The following is a 17,541-nucleotide window of genomic DNA, read 5'->3' as shown; positions in this document are numbered from 1 at the left end:
CAATAGCGGCGGCCGTTTCCGGCCACCGTTCCAAGGGTATTTCTAAGCTAAGCCGCCTACCAGCGGATCAGCGAGGCGCCCCAGGTGAAGCCGCCGCCCATGGCCTCGATCATCACCAGGTCGCCGCGCTTGATGCGGCCGTCGGCGACGGCCGTGTTCAGCGCCAGCGGCACCGAGGCGGCGGAGGTGTTGGCGTGGCGGTCGACGGTCACCACCACCTTTTCCGGCGGCAGGCCGAGCTTCACGCCGGCGCCGTCGATTATGCGCTTGTTGGCCTGGTGCGGCACGAACCAGTCGAGATCGTCGATGGTGTGGCCGGTATCCTCGAGCACCTTGTAGACCACGTCGGTGATCATGCCGACGGCGTGCTTGAAGACTTCCTTGCCCTCCATGCGGACGTGACCCATCGACTGCGTCGAGCTCGGGCCGCCATCGGTATAGAGCTTGTTCCAGAAGTGTCCGTCGGAGCGGAGCGACGTCGCCAGCACGCCGCGCTCCTCGCCGCCCTTGCTGATCTCCATCACCGCCGCCCCTGCCCCGTCGCCGAACAGCACGCAGGTGGTGCGGTCGTTCCAGTCGAGGATGCGCGAGGCGGTTTCGGCGCCGATCACCAGCGTGCGCTTCGATAGCCCGTTCTTGAGGTACGAGTCGGCCGTCGCCACCGCGTAGACGAAGCCCGAGCACACCGCCTGGATGTCGAACGCCGCACCATGGTGCATGCCGAGCTTCTGCTGCACCACCGCAGCCGTTGCCGGGAAGGTCATGTCCGGCGTCGTCGTCGCGACGACGATCAGGTCGATGTCGTCGATCGTGAGTCCGGCATTCTCCAGTGCCTTGCGGCCGGCGGCCGCGGCGAGGTCGGAGGTGTTCTCGCCTTCCGCCGCGATGTGGCGCTGCCGGATGCCGGTGCGCTGCACGATCCACTCGTCGGACGTGTCGACGGTCTTTGCCAGCTCGTCATTGGTCACCACACGCGCCGGCAGGTAAGCGCCAACACTGCGGATGATGGATTTCTTGTCGGTCACGCGGGTTTGGCCTCGGGTTCGGGAGCGGGCGCCGCCTCTGCCTGGGGCGCCACGTTGAGTGTGGGGAAGCGGCGCATGCCTTCGCCAATCTTGTCCATGACACGGCTGCGCGCCATTTCGTAGGCAAGGCTCAGCGCGCCTTTGAAACCGATCTCGTCGGTACCGCCATGCGACTTGATGACGACGCCATTGAGGCCGAGGAACACGCCGCCGTTGATGTTGCGGGGGTCGAGCTTGCGCTTGAGCGCCTGTAGCGCCTGCCCGGCAATGGCTGCGCCGAGCATCGAGACGATATCGGCTTTCAGCGCCTCGCGGATATAGGTGCCCACCTGCCGGGCGGTGCCCTCGGCCGTCTTCAGCGCGATATTGCCGGCAAAGCCCTCGGTCACCACCACGTCGACAGTGCCCTTGCCGATGTCATCGCCCTCGACGAAGCCGTGATAGATGAAGCCCTCGCCGCTCGCCGCCTGGAGGATGCGCGCCGCTTCCTTCACCTCGTCGTGGCCCTTCATTTCCTCGGTGCCCACATTGAGCAGGCCGACCGTCGGCAGCTCCTGGTCGAACAGCGCGCGAGCCAATGCCGCGCCGAGAATCGAGAAGTCGGTCAACTGCTTGGCGTCGCCGCCCACCGTGGCGCCGACATCGAGCACGATGATGTCGGTGCGCAGCGTGGGCCACAGCGCTGCGATTGCCGGACGCGAAATGCCTTCGATGGGCCGCAGGCAGAACGTCGCCATCGCCATCAGCGCACCGGTATTGCCGCCGGAGATCGCGACGTCGGCCTCGCCGTCCTTCACCGACTGGATCGCCGCCCACATCGAGGATGTGCCGCGGCCCTTGCGCAGGGCCTGCGACGGCTTCTCGTCCATCGAGATGACGTTCTCGGCATGGACGATCTTCGAGACCTTCTTGAGGTCCGGAAACTCGTCGAGCAGCGGCTTCAGGTCGGCCTCGCGGCCATGGAAGATGAAGTTGGTGTTCTTGCGCTCGCGCCAGAACAGGCGCGCGCCTTCGACCGCCACGCGCGGGCCTTTGTCGCCGCCCATGGCGTCAACCGAGATACGGATGGAGTCGCTCATCGCCGCCTGGTCCAGCGTCCCCTAGCGGAGACGGGTTTCAACATACTCAAACGCTTACCCCAAGCAAGATATCACCCGGACGCAACCGGACCCTACCCCTTGTCCTCGGGAGTCTTGAGGATTTTGAGGCCGGCGAAAGGCAAGTCGCTTCCCATGTCGCCATCATCGCCCAACGCGCCCAGGGTTTCACCGGGCAAGCGCGGGTAGGAATCCATGGCCAGGGCCAGGGTTTCGATGATCAGCGCCGAAAGGTCGGCTTCGTTGCCCTCGAAATGGTCCGGCACGTCCTCGCCTTCAAGGTCGACGAAGATTTCCGCATCGGCGGCGACGGCGTACTCCTTCTCGCCGCCGGGCAGGAACACCCGCTCGATCGGCTCGGAGATCTCCTGCGTCACGGGCTCCAGCGACACCACGCTCGGTTGCACCGTGGTGCCGATCAGCCGCCCGGTCACCCGGATGCCGCCCTTGAAGCGCACGGCATGCAGCCTCACGTCGAGCTTTTCCACGGCGGTGATGCCCAGCTGGTCGGCAATCGCCAGCCGGTCGGCCGCCCCCACCGACAGCACCAGGTCGCGCCCGGCGGTCGGCATCGAATCGAGGCGGATGCTGGCATCCGGTATCCGCACCTGCTTCAGCTCCCCGCTCATGCTGCAGCCGCCAGTTCGAGGCGCCCGCCGGCGATATCGCCGAGCGGCTGCCCGGCCAGCTTGTCGTACTGGGTAAAGAGGTAACCCGCCAATGCGGCGGCATGGCTCGAGTCGGCCTCGCCATAGACGTTGCGACGCAGCACGGCCTCGACGCCCGGCCGGTCGTCGCGATCCATCGCCTCATTGAGGCTGGTCATCAGGCCATAGAAGAGCTCGCTCATCTTCCGCACCTTCTTGGGCACGGCCATGTCGCCTGCCCCCATCTCGCGCAGCGAACGGTCCATGTCCTTGAAAAACAAGTCGAACAGCGCCTGGCTGAACTCCGCCCCGGCCTGCTTTTCGACGCGCAGCCGCCGGAACAGCAGCGACAGGTGCAGCGAGATCATGTCGAAACGGCCGGTCACCGTGTCCGGAATACCCCACTCGGCGTAGAACACCGGTTGCCGGGATTGCGCCACAATAGCTGTATAGATCGCATAAACAGCGTCCGTGGCCGGGTTTTTCCTGAACAAGTTCAATATCATCAGTCGCGCTCCGCGGTTTTGCGGGACAAGGTGCTGCCGGTGTGGAAGGGTTCGGGCAAGGATGCAACCTAGCTTGCCAGCGGGCGCCTTTGACAGCTACACAGTGCCCGCTCGGCCAAGGCCGTGCTAATAGTAGACAGCGATCGGGAAAGTCAAATTGATGCCTTTGCGCACCGTCACTAACCGCCTCCTCCCGATTACCGCCGTGCTGCTCCTCAGCCTGTCGCTTGAGGCCTGCAGCAGCGGCATGAGCCTGACCCAGTCGCGGGCCCGCGGCTACGAAATCTCCGAAGATGCCGTGGCGCAGATTCGCGTTGGCCAGAGCGCCGCGCTGGTCACCGCCGTGCTCGGCTCGCCGCAGGTCACCAACTCCTTCGCCACCGAAACCGCCTGGTACTACCTGGGCGAAAAGGTGCAGCAGACGGCCTTCGGAATGGAGCTCAGCAAGGAGCGCACCCTGCTGGTCGTCTACTTCGACAAGAAGAACAAGGTGGTCGATACCGAGCGGCTGGGCGTCAAGGACGGCAAGTCGTTCTCGATCGAGAGCCGCCGCACTCCGTCCTACGGCCAGGACCGCACGTTCCTCGAGTCGATCATCTCGTCGATCTGACGTTCAGAATGGCTTCAGACGGCGTTCATGCCGATGGCAGCCCCGGGGCATTCCTGGGGCGCATGCTGCTCCATGCCAGCGCCAGGATTGCTGCCGCGGCAAGCGGAATCACCAGGATGTTGATCGACTGCCAGCCGATCAGCTGCAACAGCAGGCCTGAGGCGATCGACGCCAGCGCCATCACGCCGAACACCACCTGCTCGTTCAGCCCCTGCACCCGCGCCGCCTCTTCGGGCCGATAGGCCGTGGACAGCAGCGCGGTTGAGGCGATGAATCCGAAGTTCCAGCCAACCCCCAGCAGCACAAGCGAAATCACGAAGTGCGCCACCGAGATTCCGGTGAGGTTGACGATCGCCGACGCGAGGATCAGCAGCAGTCCCAGCGCCGCCGTGAGGTGCGCGCCGATGCGGTTGATCACCGAGCCGGTGATGAAGCTGGGCGCGAACATTGCGACGATGTGCCACTGGATGGCGAACGCCGCCTCCTCCGTGGTGTGCCCGCAGACATAGACCATGGCCAGCGGCGCCGCGACCATCACCATGACCATCAGCGCGAAGCTGGCCGAGGCGCCGAGCATCGGCACGAGAATGTCGACGCTGCTCAGCAAGGCCTTGAACGACCTGCCGGATTTCTTGATCGCCGCTTGCGCCGCAGTGGGCGCGAGCCGGGTGAGAGCCAGCACCGCGACCGCGATCAACGCCAACACCGCCATCGCAACATAGGTGCCGACAAAGGTCGCTCCGGGGATCAGGTCCTTGGTCAGGATGCTGAGCCAGGGCCCGAGGAATCCCGAAATGACGCCACCTGCCAGCACCCAGGAAATCGCCCGCGCCTTCAGGGCCATGGGCACGCTGTCAGCCGCGGCGAACCGGTATTGATTGGCGAAAGCCGAGGTGACGCCGAGCAGCCCCAAGGCCACGGTGAACAGCCAGAAGTTGCCGAGCCACGCGGCCAGCGCCGCAAGCAGCGCGCCGGGGATGGCCAGCGCGGCGCCGAGCATGAAGCCCTGCCGGCGGCCCCAGGAGTGGATGATATAGGCCGACGGCCCAGTGGCCAGCGCGGTGCCGATGATCATGAAAGTCACGGGCACCGTCGAAAGCGACTTGTTCTCGATCATGGCGATCGCCGTCAACGACGCGACCGCTCCCAGCACTGCCTGATTTGAGCCGACGATGGCCTGCGCCGTGGCAAGCAGACCGATATTGCGAAGAGGCGTGCCAGTCGTCTGTTTGGCGCGCTCGTCCATCGCGCCCTACCTGGCCTGCTCGCTGTCGCGGCCGGCCTTGCGGGCCACCTCGTCGAGCACGGCATTGACCATCTTGGGCGCGTCGTCCTCATAGAAGGCCTTGGCGACGTCGACATACTCGGTGATCACCACCCGCGACGGGATGTCCTTGCGCTTCAGCAGCTCGAACGCCGCGGCACGCAGGATGGCGCGAAGCGTCGCATCGATGCGGCCCATCGGCCAGCTGTCGACCAGCGCATCGTCGACGGCGGGATCTATCTGCAGCTGGCCCTTGATCACACCGGTGACGATCTGGCGGAAGAAGTCGGCATCTGCCGGCAGGTAATCCTCGCCCTCGATCTCGCGACCGAGATGCACGGTGCTGAACTGGCTCAGGGTATCCTCGAGCGTCTGGCGACCGACATCCATCTGGTAGAGGGCCTGGACGGCGGCCAGCCGCGCCGCGCCGCGCTGGTTGGCGGTGCGAGGAGTCGAAGGATCACGTGGCTTAGGCTGGGCCATATCTAGAAAGTCATTTCGTTGTACGCGGTGAGACGCGCAATGTTCTGCCCTTTGGCTTAGCCACTAGGCGGCAGAACCGCAATCTCAATCGTCGTCGTGGTTGGGCTTGTGACGCTCGTCATTGCCGAGTTCGGTGAGAAACGAGCGGAAATCGTCGGCGGCGGAGAAGTTCTTGTAGACCGAGGCGAACCGCACGAATGCCACGTCGTCGAGGCCCTTCAGCCCCTCCATCACGAACTCGCCGATCTGGTCGGAGCTGATCTCGGCATCGCCGAGGCTTTCGAGCTGCCGAACCACCCCGGAGATCATCCGCTCTACCCGCTCCGGCTCGACATCGCGCTTGCGCAGCGCGGTGTTGACCGAGCGCGCGAGCTTGTCGCGATCGAACGGCACCTTGCGGCCGGACTTCTTGACCACCAGCAGCTCGCGCAGCTGCACGCGCTCGAAGGTGGTGAAGCGGCCGCCGCAGGCATTGCAGATCCTGCGACGGCGAATGGCGTTGGAATCCTCGGTCGGCCGGCTGTCCTTGACCTGCGTGTCGTCATTTCCGCAATAGGGACAGCGCATCAGCGTACCTCTTCAGTCTCGGGCCAGCGCCCCTCACCCGTCCCGGCTTCGCCGGTCCGCCCTCTCCCCGACGGGGAGAGGAAACCAGCCTGCGCGGTCGGCGCCCTGTTCTTCTCCCCGTCGGGGAGAAGGTGGCGCGAAGCGCCGGATAAGGGGTGGCGCCCCGTCATCTCAGTCGGCGTAGACAGGAAAGCGCGACGTCAGCGCCACGACCTTGTCGCGCACCGCCGCCTCGACGGCAGCGTTACCCTCGTCGGAATTGGCTTCGCGCAACCCATCCAGCACCTCGACGATCAGCTTGCCGATCTCGCGGAACTCGGCTTCGCCAAAGCCGCGGGTGGTGCCCGCCGGCGTGCCGAGACGAATGCCCGAGGTCACAAAGGGCTTTTCCGGATCGAACGGGATGCCGTTCTTGTTGCAGGTGATGTAGGCGCGGCCGAGGCCAGCTTCCGCCCGCTTGCCGGTGGCGTTCTTCTTGCGAAGATCGACCAGCATCAGGTGGTTGTCGGTGCCGCCCGAGACCACGTCGAGACCGTTCTCGATCAGCGTCGCGGCCAGCGCGCGGGCGTTGGCGACAACCTGGCGGGCATAGGCCTTGAACTCGGGCTGCAGCGCTTCCTTGAAGGCGACGGCCTTGGCGGCGATGACGTGCATCAGCGGCCCGCCCTGCAGGCCCGGGAACACCGCCGAGTTGATCTTCTTGGCGATCGCCTCGTCGTTGGAGAGGATCATGCCGCCGCGCGGGCCGCGGAGCGACTTGTGCGTCGTGGTGGTCGTCACATGCGCATGCGGCACGGGCGAGGGGTGCACGCCGCCGGCGACGAGGCCGGCGATATGGGCCATGTCGACCATCAGGTAGGCGCCGACTTCGTCGGCGATCTCGCGGAAGCGGGCCCAGTCCCAGACGCGGGAATAGGCCGTGCCGCCGGCAAGGATCAGCTTGGGCTTGTTCTCGCGGGCGAGGCGCGCCACCTCATCCATGTCGAGCAGATGGTCGTCCTTGCGGACGCCGTACGACACGACCTTGAACCACTTGCCGCTCATGTTGACCGGCGAGCCGTGCGTCAGGTGACCGCCCGAGTTGAGGTCGAGGCCCATGAAGGTGTCGCCGGGCTCGAGCAGCGCCAGGAATACGGCCTGGTTCATCTGCGAGCCGGAGTTGGGCTGCACGTTGGCGAAATTAGCGCCGAACAGTTGCTTGGCACGCTCGATCGCCAGGTTCTCGGCGATGTCCACGTACTGGCAGCCGCCGTAGTAGCGCTTGCCCGGGTAACCCTCGGCGTACTTGTTGGTCATGATCGAGCCCTGGGCCTCGAGCACGGCCCTGGACACGATGTTCTCGGACGCGATCAGCTCGATTTCGTGCTGCTGACGGCCAAGCTCCAGCTTGATGGCTTCGGCGATCTCGGGATCGGTTTCGCTGAGCGTGTTGGTGAAGAAACGAGGAAAGAGCGGAAGGGATGTGGCGGCGCTCATTTAGCGTCTCCCGGGGCACAAGGAATGGGGGTTTTTGCTGGCGTGCGTGTAGCACGCGGGCAGCGGCGATTCCAAGCTGGCGACAGCTTGGCAAAGAGTGCGGGTTCTCGGGTTCATGCGGGCTCCCATGATGTTTCTACGGGTTGCCCAGGCGAGCGGCAGCTTGAAGTTCGCGTTCCCCGATGGTGCCCCATCTGATCTCGCCAGTCGCGCGAACCTGCTTCTTATCGCAGAGTTGGCCGATCGATGAAAGCCCCTCGCGCCGGGCCCCCGAGCAACTATGAGCCCCGAGGCGCGTTTGGAGGCAGCGTCAGCACAACAAGAAGACTAGGAGTCTCACATGAAGAACCTCGCTTCCGCCATCGTCGCCACTGGTCTTGCCGGCCTCATGATGATCCCGGCGCCGGCCAGCGCGGCTTCCGTCAACATCAGCATCGGGCAGCAGCAGCGCTACGTTTCCGAACGCTGTCTTGAGCACCCGAACTGGCGTGGCTGCGACGACTGGCGCCGTAACCACAACCGCTGGGGCAAGAACGACTACCACAACTGGTATCTGTGGAACCGGCCCCATCTCGGCTCGATAGGCGCCGGCATCTTCGGCTTCGCCGTGGGCGCCGCGATCGTCGGCAGCATGAACCGCAACGTCGATCGTTACGACGACGACTTCGACGACCATGTCGCGGCCTGCGAGGCGCAGTACCGCTCGTACAACGCCGAGACCGACATGTTCCTCGGCTATGACGGCGACTATCACCGCTGCAACCTCTGATGCAGGCGGGGCGCCGGACCGGCGCCCTACCCCTTCGGCGGCTTCAGGAAATCGACCAGCCGGCCGGTCCCGCGCCCGATCCCTGCCCATTGCTCCACATCGAAGTCGATCACTGCAATCCCGCCGGTCGGAAACCGTTCCATGAGCGTCGAGACCTGATCGGCGTCGCCCTCCCCCACGAGCAACGCAGCCGTTTCCTCGGTGGCCGGGTTGTGCCCCACCAGCATCAGCGCGCCGTTGTAGTGCTGGCTGCGGATCAGCTCGATATAGTCGTCGTCCCGCCGCGCATAGACGGCGTCGCTAAAGCCGATTTCGGCCGGACGAGCTTCGGGGGGCATGCGCCCTAGGGCCAGCTCCAGGGTCTCCCGCGTCCGTCTCGCGGTCGAGCAAAGCACCTGGTCGGCACGCCAGCCCCGTTTTGCCAACGTATCCCCGATCCACGCCGCAGCCACGATACCGCGCTCGGCAAGCGGCCGGTCGATGTCGGTAAGACTTGTATCGGCCCAGTCGGACTTGGCGTGACGGATCAGGATGAGGCGCGGCATGGCGGGGATTGTAGCGCTGCGACAAAGCCACCGCGAGCCGCGATTGCAACCAAATCGCGGGCCCGACGCTTGTTGTCACGCACGTTATCGGAGTGCAATTCTGATGATGAACAATCTCGCTCGCGCCGCTGTTGCGGCCGTTCTCGCCAGCGTGATGGCGATACCCATGCCCGCCGCGGCCGCGCCATTCGGCCCGCTCATCTATCAAGGCCCGGTCCGGATGCTCGAGGCGCGCTGCATCAACTGCGGACCGCGCTGGTCGCATAGGCACGGGCACCGGATCGTCCGGCGCCTGCATTCGCCCTTCTTCTGGGCACCGGGCATTCTCGGCTTCGGCGCCGGGTTGTTCATCGGCCGCACGCTGACCAACAGCGGCTTGGTGAGCATCCATGTCCAGCGCTGCTCGACGCGCTTTCGGTCCTTCGACCTGGAGCGAGATGCATTCCTCGGTTTCGACGGCCGCTGGCACCGCTGCCGCCTCTGAACGATGCGTTTCGCCGGGGATGCGGCCATGCTGCACCCCCGGCAGCCAGGCTTGTCGCTATAGTGCGGCAATGATTCGCATGAGCCTGACCCTACGATGAGCGACGACAAGACCCTCCCCCCCGACGGCGAGGACAAGCGGGTCGTCGATCTGCGCGAGGCGCTCGAAGAGCGCTACCTGTCCTACGCGCTCTCGACCATCACCCAGCGCGCCCTGCCCGACGCTCGCGACGGCCTGAAGCCGGTGCACCGCCGGATTCTGCATGCCATGCGGCTGCTGCGGCTCGATCCGGACGGCGCCTACAAGAAGTCGGCCAAGGTCGTCGGCGACGTGATCGGTAGCTTCCATCCGCATGGCGACCAGTCGATCTATGACGCCATGGTCCGCCTGGCGCAGGACTTCGCGATGCGCTACCCGCTGGTCGACGGCCAGGGGAACTTCGGCAATATCGACGGCGACGGCGCGGCGGCCTACCGCTACACCGAAGCCCGCATGACCGGCGTCGCCTCCCGGCTGCTCGAGGGCATCACCGAGGACGCCGTCGACTTCAAGCCGACCTATGATGGCGCCACCGAGGAACCCTCGGTGCTCCCGGCCAACTTCCCGAACCTCCTCGCCAACGGCTCGCAGGGTATCGCCGTCGGCATGGCGACCTCGATCCCGCCGCACAACGTCGCCGAGATCTGCGACGCGGCCCTGCACCTGATCAACAACGGTCGCGACGCCACCACCACCGCCGACCTGATGCACTACATCCCCGGCCCGGATTTCCCGACCGGCGGCATCTTGGTCGAGAGCCAGGCCTCTATCCACAGTTCCTATGAGACTGGCCGCGGCTCGTTCCGCCTGCGGGCGCGCTGGATCCGCGAGGACAAAGGCCGCGGCGTCTACCAGATCGTCGTCACCGAGATCCCGTACGGCGTGCAGAAGTCGAAGCTCGTCGAAAAGATCGCCGAACTGCTGCTGGCCAAGAAACTGCCGCTGCTCAAGGACATCCGCGACGAGAGCGCCGACGATGTACGCCTCGTCATCGAGCCCCGCGCCGGCACCGTCGATCCTGCCATCCTGATGGAGCAGCTGTTCAAGCTTTCCGACCTCGAACAGCGCATCCCGCTCAACATGAACGTCCTCGATCGGGGCGTCGTGCCGCGGGTGATGAGCCTCAAGGAGGCGATCGTCGCCTGGCTCGAGCACCGCAAGGATGTGCTGGTGCGCCGCACCAACAACCGCCTCGCCGACATCGCGCGGCGGCTCGAGGTGCTCGACGGCTACATTGTCGCGTATCTCAACCTCGACGAGGTGATCCGCATCATCCGTGAGGAGGATGACGCGAAGGCCTCGCTGATGGCGACGTTCAGCCTCACTGACGTGCAGGCCGAAGCCATCCTCAACATGCGGCTTCGTTCGCTGCGCAAGCTCGAGGAAATCGAGTTGCGCACCGAGCACAAGAACCTCACCGAGGAGCAGGCGCACCTCAACGCCCTCATCGCCTCTGACAAGCGGCAATGGGGCGAGATCGCGACGCAGATCGCCGACCTCAAGAAGGCCTATCCGAAGTTCGAGAAGGACGGCACGACCCGGCATCCGCTGTGGGGCCGCAAGACCGATTTCTCCGAGGCAATGGACATCGACCACGACGAAGTGGCGACCCAGATGATCGAGCGCGAGCCGATCACGGTGATCCTCTCGGAAAAGGGCTGGATCCGCTCGATGAAGGGCCACACCACCGAGATCGACGAGAAGGGCTTCAAGACCGGCGACCGGCTGAAGCTCTATCTCCACTGCCAGACCACCGACAAACTGCTGCTGCTCTCCACCGGCGGCAAGGTGTTCACCCTCGCCGGCGACCGCCTGCCCGGAGGCCGCAGCCAGGGCGAGCCGGTGCGGCTGATGGTCGATATCGAGGAAGGCCAGGACCTCGTCGATCTCTTCGTCTACCGCCCCGGCCGCAAGCGTGTCATCGCGTCGCGCAAGGGCGACGGTTTCATCGTCGCCGAGGACGAGCTCATCGCCAATACCCGCAAGGGCAAGCAGGTGCTCAACGTCGCCGACAACGAGGAAGCGCGGCTGCTGGTGCCGGTCGAAGGTGACATGCTCGCGGTGATCGGCGAGAACCGCAAGATGCTGGTGTTCCCGCTCGACCAGCTACCCGAAATGGGTCGCGGCAAGGGTGTGCGCCTGCAGAAATACAAGGATGGCGGGCTCTCGGACCTCAAGACCTTCCCCTCCGCCACCGGCCTCACCTGGACCGACTCCTCGGGCCGCACCTACACCAAGACGGTGGGCGAGTTGACCGAATGGCTGGGCGAGCGCGCCTCCGCCGGCCGCCAGCCGCCGACCGGGTTCCCGCGCAACAACAGGTTCGTCGGATAGTGCCGAGCCGCGACTGCGTCCTGTTCGTCACCCACCGGTGGAGCCCCAGCGTTGCGGCACACTACGCGCGGCTGAAGCGCGAGGCCGGAACGGTGTTCGACGTCTACCTGGTCTACCAGGCCAGTAGCCCCGAGGCGGTCCCCGCGGGCGTGTCGCCTGACGTCGTGGTGACTTTGGAGGATATCGCTTCGGTCTTCCCGCAGCGTTTCGCCCAGTACAGAACGACCTGGACCTTTCACAGCGGGGAACTGGCGTGGATGGCGGCGGTCGGGAGGGCTCCCCTCTCCGCTTACGAACGGGTATGGGCGCTCGAGTATGATGTGGACTTCAGCGGCAACTGGGCAACATTCTTCGGGGCCGCGGTTGGCTACGAGGGCGACCTGCTGGGGCTCGATCTGCGGTATCGCCACAAAACCCCGAAGTGGCCAAACGCCACAGACTACGAGCAGCCGGCCTATGCCCCGCCGGAGCCGGTGATCGGGTTCTTCCCGATCGTCCGCGCCAGCCGCAGGCTCATCGACAGCTACAGGAACGAGCTGGAAGCGGAAGGCTGGAAGGGACACTTCGAGATCGTGCTTCCGTCGCTGGCCCTAGCCAAGGGGTTCAGCGTCAGCGAAATCGGCGGCGATTCAGGCTTCACCCCCAACGAGCGACGCGGTCTCCACTACAGCACCCCTGCCCTCGTCGGCCATGCCGCCGCGACGTTCCTGTTCCGCCCGCCTCGGTCCTTCCGCTATTTTGTCGAAGCGCCTCGCTCGTTCCGGCAGCCCAACCGTCTCTACCATCCGGTCAAGACGGACTTGCCGCTCGGTGACCGGATCGCGCTCAGCTGGCGAAAGTTCGGGCACCACTGGGTGGCATTCCGCAACCGGATGCTACGGCGCGGGTAGACACGCGGCTCCCCGGCATGCAGACTTCTGCTGGGTGGTGACGATCTGCAGAGAATAGCTTGACCACGCCCCTTGCCACCCCATCTTCGCGCGATTGCGCCGTCTTCCTGACGCATGTCTGGACACCGGCCGTCTCCGATCACTACAGCCGGTTGAAGCGCGAGGCGGGTGTCGTTCTCGATGTCTACCTGGCCTTCCAACCGTCCTCGTCGGGTGTTCCGGTGCCCACGGACATGAATCCGGACATCGTCATCGGGCTGGAGCAAGGCGCGTCGCTGCTCCCCAGGCGCTATGCTGCGTACAGGAAAGACAGTCGCGAAGCTCCCTGGGGCTACGTGGATCTCGTTTGGTGCACCGCTTTTCTCGATCCCCTGCTGTCGGGCTACGACCGGTTCTGGCTGGTCGAGTACGACGTCGATTTCAGCGGTGACTGGCGCGACTTCTTTGCCGAAGCCGCAACCTTCTCGGGAGACCTGCTGGCGACGCGAGTGCGACGCCGCAGCGACGACCCGCGCTATGGCCACCTGGGCTACTTCCGCATGCCGGAGCCGGCGGTCCAGGATCCGGTTATCGCGCTGTTCCCGATCTCCCGGCTGACCCGCAAGCTGCTCGAGTCCTATCGGGCAGAGCTGGCGGCGCGGGACTGGCAGGGGCACTTCGAAATCGTGCTGCCCTCGGTCGCGGCCTACCTCGGTCTGGCAATCGAGGAGATTGGCGGCGACGGGCCATTCACGCCTCCCGAACGGCGCAATCGCTTCTATCGGGGCCCGTTCGACCTGATGTCGACCTACGAGACGACGTTCAACTACCGGCCGGTGCAAAGCTTCCACTATTTCGGGGAAGCCCCGCAGAACTTCCGGGAGCCGAACCAGCTCTACCACCCGGTGAAGACCGACCAGTCACTGTGGCAAAGCCTCAGGCTTTTGCGTGAGCGCTCAAAGCACCAGTGGCGGACGTTCAAGAAGCGGCTGCGCTAGGCGACTCCAGCCGCCGCCACCCCAGTGGCCCACGCTGCACTTCCAGCGGGCGGAACTGGCCCTTGTAGGCCATCTTGGGCGAATCCTTCACCCAGTAGCCGAGGTAGACATAGGTGAGTGCGGCGAGCTTCACCTGCTGGATATGGTCGAGGATCAGCAGGTTGCCGAGGCCGCGCTTATCGAGCGCCGGGTCGTAGAAGCTATAGACCATCGATAGGCCGTCGGGCATCACGTCGGTCAGCGCCACTGCGACCAGCGGGCGTTGCGGGTGCGAGGTCAGCCGGTATTCGACCACCACGGTCTGCACTGGGGTGTCCTCGACCATGTACTCGTAGTCGACGAAGCTCATCTGGGTCATGCCGCCACCGGCGTGGCGGGCGTCGAGGTAGCGCTTGAACAGCGCGAACTGCTCGGCCGTGGCGCGCGGCTGGCACACTTCCACGGCCACGTCGACGTTGGCCTTGAGGATGCGGCGGTAGCGGGCAGAGGGTTGGAATTCCTGCGCCACGATGCGGACCGACTGGCAGGCCGAACAGCCGTCACAGGCGGGGCGGTAGATCAGGTTCTGGCTGCGGCGGAAGCCGTTGTCGCTCAACAGGTGATGGAGCGACGCGGCCCGACGGCCGGTCAGATGGGTAAAGAGCTTTCGCTCCTGACGGCCCGGCAGATACGGGCATGGCATGGCCGCCGTGAGAAAGAGCTGGGTGTTCTCGGGCGTCTGATCGGTCATCGTCGTCCTTCGAGCGATACCGAGAGGATAGACGCGAGCACGGAGCCGGGCAATGGCAGATCACACCCGGCGCACCGGATCAGGCGGAGTGCATGTTCCCCGAGCGCCAGAAGCGCTGCATCGGAGAGCGACGGAGCATCAGCGTGCCGACCACCAGGTCGTGGAGCATCTGCTGGCGCGGCGTGAACAGCGCGAACAGGATCGAGAACGGCCACGAAATCCACACCGTCACCCAGAATAGGATCGGGTGGATGAGAATGCTCCAGCCATTGAGCGGCGTGCCGCGCACCGGAGTCAGCACGATGTCCATCATCTGCATGCCGACGGTGGCGCGCATCGGCGAGCCGAGCGTCGCGGCATAATAGCCGAGGATCGCCAGCGGAATGATGATCGGCAGCGCGATCAGGCCCAGGCCGAGTGCCACGATGCCGAACACGGTGCCAACCAGCAGCGCCGCAATGGTGATGAAGGTGATGATCACGCAGTCGATCAGCCACGCCGCAGCGCGGCGGAGCAGCACGCCATCGAACAGTTCCGGCGCGTTGGACGGGTCGGGGAGATGATCGTTCATGGTGTTGCCCTGGTTCATGATCAAAAAGATGGGAACCACTCAGTTCCACACAAGTGGCCAGGGGCAGAAAATCGGACCTAGGCGTTCAGCAGCCGCGCCGCCTCGAGCGCAAAGTAAGTCAGCACCCCGTCGCACCCCGCCCGCTTGAAGGCAACTAGGCTCTCCAACATGGCGCCCTCGCCGTTGATCGCGCCGGCGGCGCCTGCCAGCTTGATCATCGCGTACTCGCCCGACACCTGGTAGGCGAACAGCGGCACATCGAACGCGTCGTGGCAGCGCTGCACGATGTCGAGGTAGGGCAGCCCCGGCTTCACCATCACCATGTCGGCGCCCTCGGCAATATCCTGCGCCACCTCGCGCATCGCCTCGTCGGAATTGGCATAGTCGAGCTGATAGGTGCGTTTGTCGCCGATGAGCCGGCTGCCCGAACCTACGGCCTCGCGGAACGGTCCATAGAAGACCGAAGCGAACTTGGCCGAGTAGGCCATGATGGCGACGTGGTCGAAGCCCTCGGCGTCCAACGCCTGCCGGATGGCAGCCACGCGCCCGTCCATCATGTCCGATGGCGCGATGATGTCGGCCCCGGCCCTCGCCTGCATCAGCGCCGCCTTGACCATCGCCTCGACGGTCTCGTCATTGAGGATCTCACCGTCGCGGACCAGACCATCCTGGCCGTCGGAGGAATATTCGTCGAGGGCGACGTCGGTGATCAGGCCGATATCGACGCCGGCATCCTTGATGGCACGTAGGGCTTTGGCGGTGAGATTGTCGGGGTTCCAGGCCTCGCTGCCGTCGACGTTGCGGCGATCGTCCTGCGTATTTGGGAACAGCGCCAGCGCCGGAATGCCCTCGGCGGCAGCATCCTTGGCCAGCTGTACCAGCAGGTCGACGCTTAGCCGCTCGACGCCAGGCATGGTCTTGATCGCGGTCCGCTCGTTCTGCCCGTCGATGACGAATACCGGCAGGATGAAGTCGTGCGGCGTCAGCACCGTCTCGCGCACCATATTGCGCATCCACCCGGTCCGGCGCAGCCGCCGCTGCCGGCGCCCGCCGAGAAAGCTCATGTCGTGCTTGGGCCAGTTCGTGCTCATCGGTGTGCTCCGCTCGGTCGCCGCGCTTCTAGCAGGCGCCGCCGCGCCGCGCCAAGGCTCACGCTTGTCGCACTGGCCCATCCGCGCTATCCACGGGCATGGATTTCAAGAGCGAACTCGCCGGCCGCTACCTCAGGATCATCGCCATCATCGCGCTGCTGCTTGGGCTCTCCGACGCGACGCGGTTGCTCGGCGTATCGTCCGGTGCCCAGAGCCCGATCGCCCTCCTCGGTCCCGCCGGCTTCGCCTATCTCACTGTGTTCTGCCTCGCCCGGCTGTTCGCCGCCGTGGGCATCTGGATCCGCGCCAGCTGGGGTGCCGTGCTGCTGGTCGGCGCCACCGTGATCGAACTCGCGCTCTATCTCGGCGGGGTGCGCGACGTGCAGATCGGCGCCTTCGGTTTTGCCCTGAGGCTGCTGCTGGTGGGGAGCATCGCGGTGCTGTTCTTCCTCAGCTTCCGGCTGCGCCGCGCGCACGACTGAGGCACAGGTAACGGACGATTCAGGTTACAATTTTCTGACCTCTGGTTACCTCTCGTAAAGCCAAATTCCTGAACTTTTTCCGTAAGATAGTTTTAAGTCTACGGCTTAAGGCCATCTTATTTGGGCACCCGTAATTTGGGTCCTATGAGACGCGAAGAAATCGCGCAAGACGACAGGACAGTGAGGCACAAATGGCAATCAAATCCAACGCCGCAGAGGCAATGGTTCCGGAAGAAGCCCCAGGGCTCAAGCCGCTCTACCTAGAAGCCGTCAGCCGTGTCGAACGGCTCCATCGCCGGCTGCTCGATCTGATCAAGGACGAGTTCGACCGGATGGGCTGGGACGATATCAACCCCGTCCAGGCGCTGCTGATGTTCAACATCGGCGATGCCGAGATGACCGCCGGCGAGCTGCGCTCGCGTGGCTACTATCTGGGCTCGAACGTCTCGTATAATCTGAAGAAGCTGGTCGAAACCGGCTACATCTTCCAGGAGCGTTCGCGTTCCGACCGCCGTTCGGTCCGCATCCGGCTGACCCCGAAGGGTGAGGAAGTGGCCGAGGTGATCGACGAGCTCTACGATCGTCACCTGAAGTCGATCGAAAAGGTCGGCGGCCTCAATGGCGAGACCTTCGAAGGCCTCAACAAGGCACTCGGCCGTCTCGAGCGCTTCTGGGTCGATCAGATCCTCTACAAGCTCTGATCCCAGGCTCTCAACGACCAGTGTGGCATCGCTGCCACAATGAGTTCAGCAAACGCCGGCCTTAAGCCGGCGTTTCTTATTTATGCCCAGAATTCGGCTATGCATCGCAGCAATTGCAGGCTGATCCCTCTGTCGCTGCAGGCTCCTTGGTTTTGTGCGTCCGAACGGCCGGCGGTTCACAGCTGCTTGACCGCGTTGGTGACATCTGGGGGCGATGCTATGAGGGATTTCCTCTCCGACGTCCGACTGTGGG

Annotated in this window: 20 protein-coding genes and 1 riboswitch; of the genes, 8 read left to right on the top strand and 12 right to left on the bottom strand. The window is 64.8% G+C overall.

Going from position 1 to position 17,541, the window contains the following annotated elements:
- Window positions 1-56 precede the first annotated feature (56 nt).
- The 4 genes from AC1DV8_RS10935 to AC1DV8_RS10920 form a co-directional block, all read right to left on the bottom strand.
- Window positions 57-1,025, bottom strand: a complete 969-nt coding sequence (locus tag AC1DV8_RS10935; protein WP_477157485.1) for a beta-ketoacyl-ACP synthase III — start codon at window positions 1,023-1,025, stop codon at window positions 57-59.
- Window positions 1,022-2,104 carry a phosphate acyltransferase PlsX gene (gene plsX, locus AC1DV8_RS10930; protein WP_477151174.1) on the bottom strand — a complete coding sequence of 361 codons (1,083 nt, stop codon included), beginning with the start codon at window positions 2,102-2,104 and terminating at the stop codon, window positions 1,022-1,024. The genes AC1DV8_RS10935 and plsX overlap by 4 nt, the downstream gene beginning before the upstream one ends.
- A gap of 92 nt (window positions 2,105-2,196) precedes the next feature.
- Window positions 2,197-2,751 (bottom strand): YceD family protein, encoded by a 555-nt coding sequence (locus tag AC1DV8_RS10925; RefSeq protein WP_477151175.1) that lies wholly within the window; start codon window positions 2,749-2,751, stop codon window positions 2,197-2,199.
- Entirely contained in the window at window positions 2,748-3,275 is a 528-nt protein-coding gene (locus AC1DV8_RS10920) for a ubiquinol-cytochrome C chaperone family protein (protein ID WP_477157484.1), read from the bottom strand. The genes AC1DV8_RS10925 and AC1DV8_RS10920 overlap by 4 nt, the downstream gene beginning before the upstream one ends.
- A gap of 160 nt (window positions 3,276-3,435) precedes the next feature.
- Between AC1DV8_RS10920 and AC1DV8_RS10915 the strand changes: the two genes are divergently transcribed.
- Window positions 3,436-3,885 carry an outer membrane protein assembly factor BamE gene (locus tag AC1DV8_RS10915; RefSeq protein WP_477151177.1) on the top strand — a complete coding sequence of 150 codons (450 nt, stop codon included), beginning with the start codon at window positions 3,436-3,438 and terminating at the stop codon, window positions 3,883-3,885.
- Window positions 3,886-3,910: 25 nt separating this feature from the next.
- Here the strand turns inward: AC1DV8_RS10915 and AC1DV8_RS10910 are convergent, their stop codons facing one another.
- The 4 genes from AC1DV8_RS10910 to glyA all read right to left on the bottom strand — a co-directional run bounded on the left by AC1DV8_RS10910 (window position 3,911) and on the right by glyA (window position 7,675).
- Complete coding sequence (locus tag AC1DV8_RS10910; protein ID WP_477157483.1) at window positions 3,911-5,131, bottom strand: MFS transporter; 1,221 nt, start codon at window positions 5,129-5,131, stop codon at window positions 3,911-3,913.
- Between the two features lie 6 nt (window positions 5,132-5,137).
- Window positions 5,138-5,632, bottom strand: coding sequence for a transcription antitermination factor NusB (gene nusB, locus AC1DV8_RS10905; RefSeq protein WP_477151179.1), 495 nt, complete (start codon window positions 5,630-5,632; stop codon window positions 5,138-5,140).
- 84 nt (window positions 5,633-5,716) lie between these two features.
- Entirely contained in the window at window positions 5,717-6,199 is a 483-nt protein-coding gene (gene nrdR, locus AC1DV8_RS10900) for a transcriptional regulator NrdR (RefSeq protein ID WP_477157482.1), read from the bottom strand.
- Between the two features lie 171 nt (window positions 6,200-6,370).
- On the bottom strand, window positions 6,371-7,675 hold the full coding sequence (glyA, locus tag AC1DV8_RS10895) for a serine hydroxymethyltransferase (protein ID WP_477151181.1): 1,305 nt from the start codon (window positions 7,673-7,675) through the stop codon (window positions 6,371-6,373).
- A 138-nt stretch (window positions 7,676-7,813) separates the two neighbouring features.
- Window positions 7,814-7,896: riboswitch (ZMP/ZTP riboswitch) on the bottom strand.
- A 119-nt stretch (window positions 7,897-8,015) separates the two neighbouring features.
- Between glyA and AC1DV8_RS10890 the strand changes: the two genes are divergently transcribed.
- Window positions 8,016-8,444, top strand: a complete 429-nt coding sequence (locus AC1DV8_RS10890; RefSeq protein WP_477151182.1) for a BA14K family protein — start codon at window positions 8,016-8,018, stop codon at window positions 8,442-8,444.
- A 26-nt stretch (window positions 8,445-8,470) separates the two neighbouring features.
- On the opposite strand, the gene AC1DV8_RS10885 is transcribed toward AC1DV8_RS10890, so the two are convergent.
- Window positions 8,471-8,989, bottom strand: coding sequence for a SixA phosphatase family protein (locus AC1DV8_RS10885; protein WP_477157481.1), 519 nt, complete (start codon window positions 8,987-8,989; stop codon window positions 8,471-8,473).
- A 103-nt stretch (window positions 8,990-9,092) separates the two neighbouring features.
- Here AC1DV8_RS10885 and AC1DV8_RS10880 point away from each other — a divergent pair, with 103 nt between their 5' ends.
- From AC1DV8_RS10880 to AC1DV8_RS10865, 4 genes are all read left to right on the top strand, one after another.
- The gene (locus tag AC1DV8_RS10880) at window positions 9,093-9,473 is read left to right on the top strand and encodes a BA14K family protein (RefSeq protein WP_477157480.1); all 381 of its coding nucleotides are present in this window, start codon (window positions 9,093-9,095) and stop codon (window positions 9,471-9,473) included.
- A gap of 96 nt (window positions 9,474-9,569) precedes the next feature.
- Window positions 9,570-11,846, top strand: coding sequence for a DNA topoisomerase IV subunit A (parC, locus tag AC1DV8_RS10875; protein ID WP_477157479.1), 2,277 nt, complete (start codon window positions 9,570-9,572; stop codon window positions 11,844-11,846).
- Window positions 11,846-12,736, top strand: coding sequence for a hypothetical protein (locus AC1DV8_RS10870; RefSeq protein ID WP_477157478.1), 891 nt, complete (start codon window positions 11,846-11,848; stop codon window positions 12,734-12,736). The genes parC and AC1DV8_RS10870 overlap by 1 nt, the downstream gene beginning before the upstream one ends.
- A gap of 59 nt (window positions 12,737-12,795) precedes the next feature.
- On the top strand, window positions 12,796-13,713 hold the full coding sequence (locus tag AC1DV8_RS10865) for a hypothetical protein (protein ID WP_477157477.1): 918 nt from the start codon (window positions 12,796-12,798) through the stop codon (window positions 13,711-13,713).
- On the opposite strand, the gene AC1DV8_RS10860 is transcribed toward AC1DV8_RS10865, so the two are convergent.
- From AC1DV8_RS10860 to hemB, 3 genes are all read right to left on the bottom strand, one after another.
- Entirely contained in the window at window positions 13,694-14,443 is a 750-nt protein-coding gene (locus tag AC1DV8_RS10860) for an arginyltransferase (protein ID WP_477157476.1), read from the bottom strand. The genes AC1DV8_RS10865 and AC1DV8_RS10860 overlap by 20 nt on opposite strands.
- A 79-nt stretch (window positions 14,444-14,522) precedes the next feature.
- On the bottom strand, window positions 14,523-15,014 hold the full coding sequence (locus AC1DV8_RS10855; RefSeq protein ID WP_477157475.1) for an RDD family protein: 492 nt from the start codon (window positions 15,012-15,014) through the stop codon (window positions 14,523-14,525).
- A 77-nt stretch (window positions 15,015-15,091) separates the two neighbouring features.
- Complete coding sequence (gene hemB, locus AC1DV8_RS10850; RefSeq protein ID WP_477157474.1) at window positions 15,092-16,105, bottom strand: porphobilinogen synthase; 1,014 nt, start codon at window positions 16,103-16,105, stop codon at window positions 15,092-15,094.
- Window positions 16,106-16,203: 98 nt separating this feature from the next.
- Here hemB and AC1DV8_RS10845 point away from each other — a divergent pair, with 98 nt between their 5' ends.
- Both AC1DV8_RS10845 and ldtR read left to right on the top strand, forming a co-directional pair.
- A complete protein-coding gene (locus AC1DV8_RS10845; protein ID WP_477151191.1) occupies window positions 16,204-16,587 on the top strand; it encodes a DUF6163 family protein in 384 nt (127 codons plus the stop codon).
- A gap of 191 nt (window positions 16,588-16,778) precedes the next feature.
- Window positions 16,779-17,288: a transcriptional regulator LdtR gene (gene ldtR / locus AC1DV8_RS10840; RefSeq protein WP_299640485.1), complete on the top strand. Its 510-nt coding sequence runs from the start codon at window positions 16,779-16,781 to the stop codon at window positions 17,286-17,288.
- The last annotated feature ends 253 nt before the right edge of the window (window positions 17,289-17,541 follow it).

This window comes from Devosia sp. P3_B2 (assembly GCF_056402875.1).
Note: the sequence above shows the minus strand (reverse complement) of the source record. Positions and strands in the feature narration are given on the sequence as shown.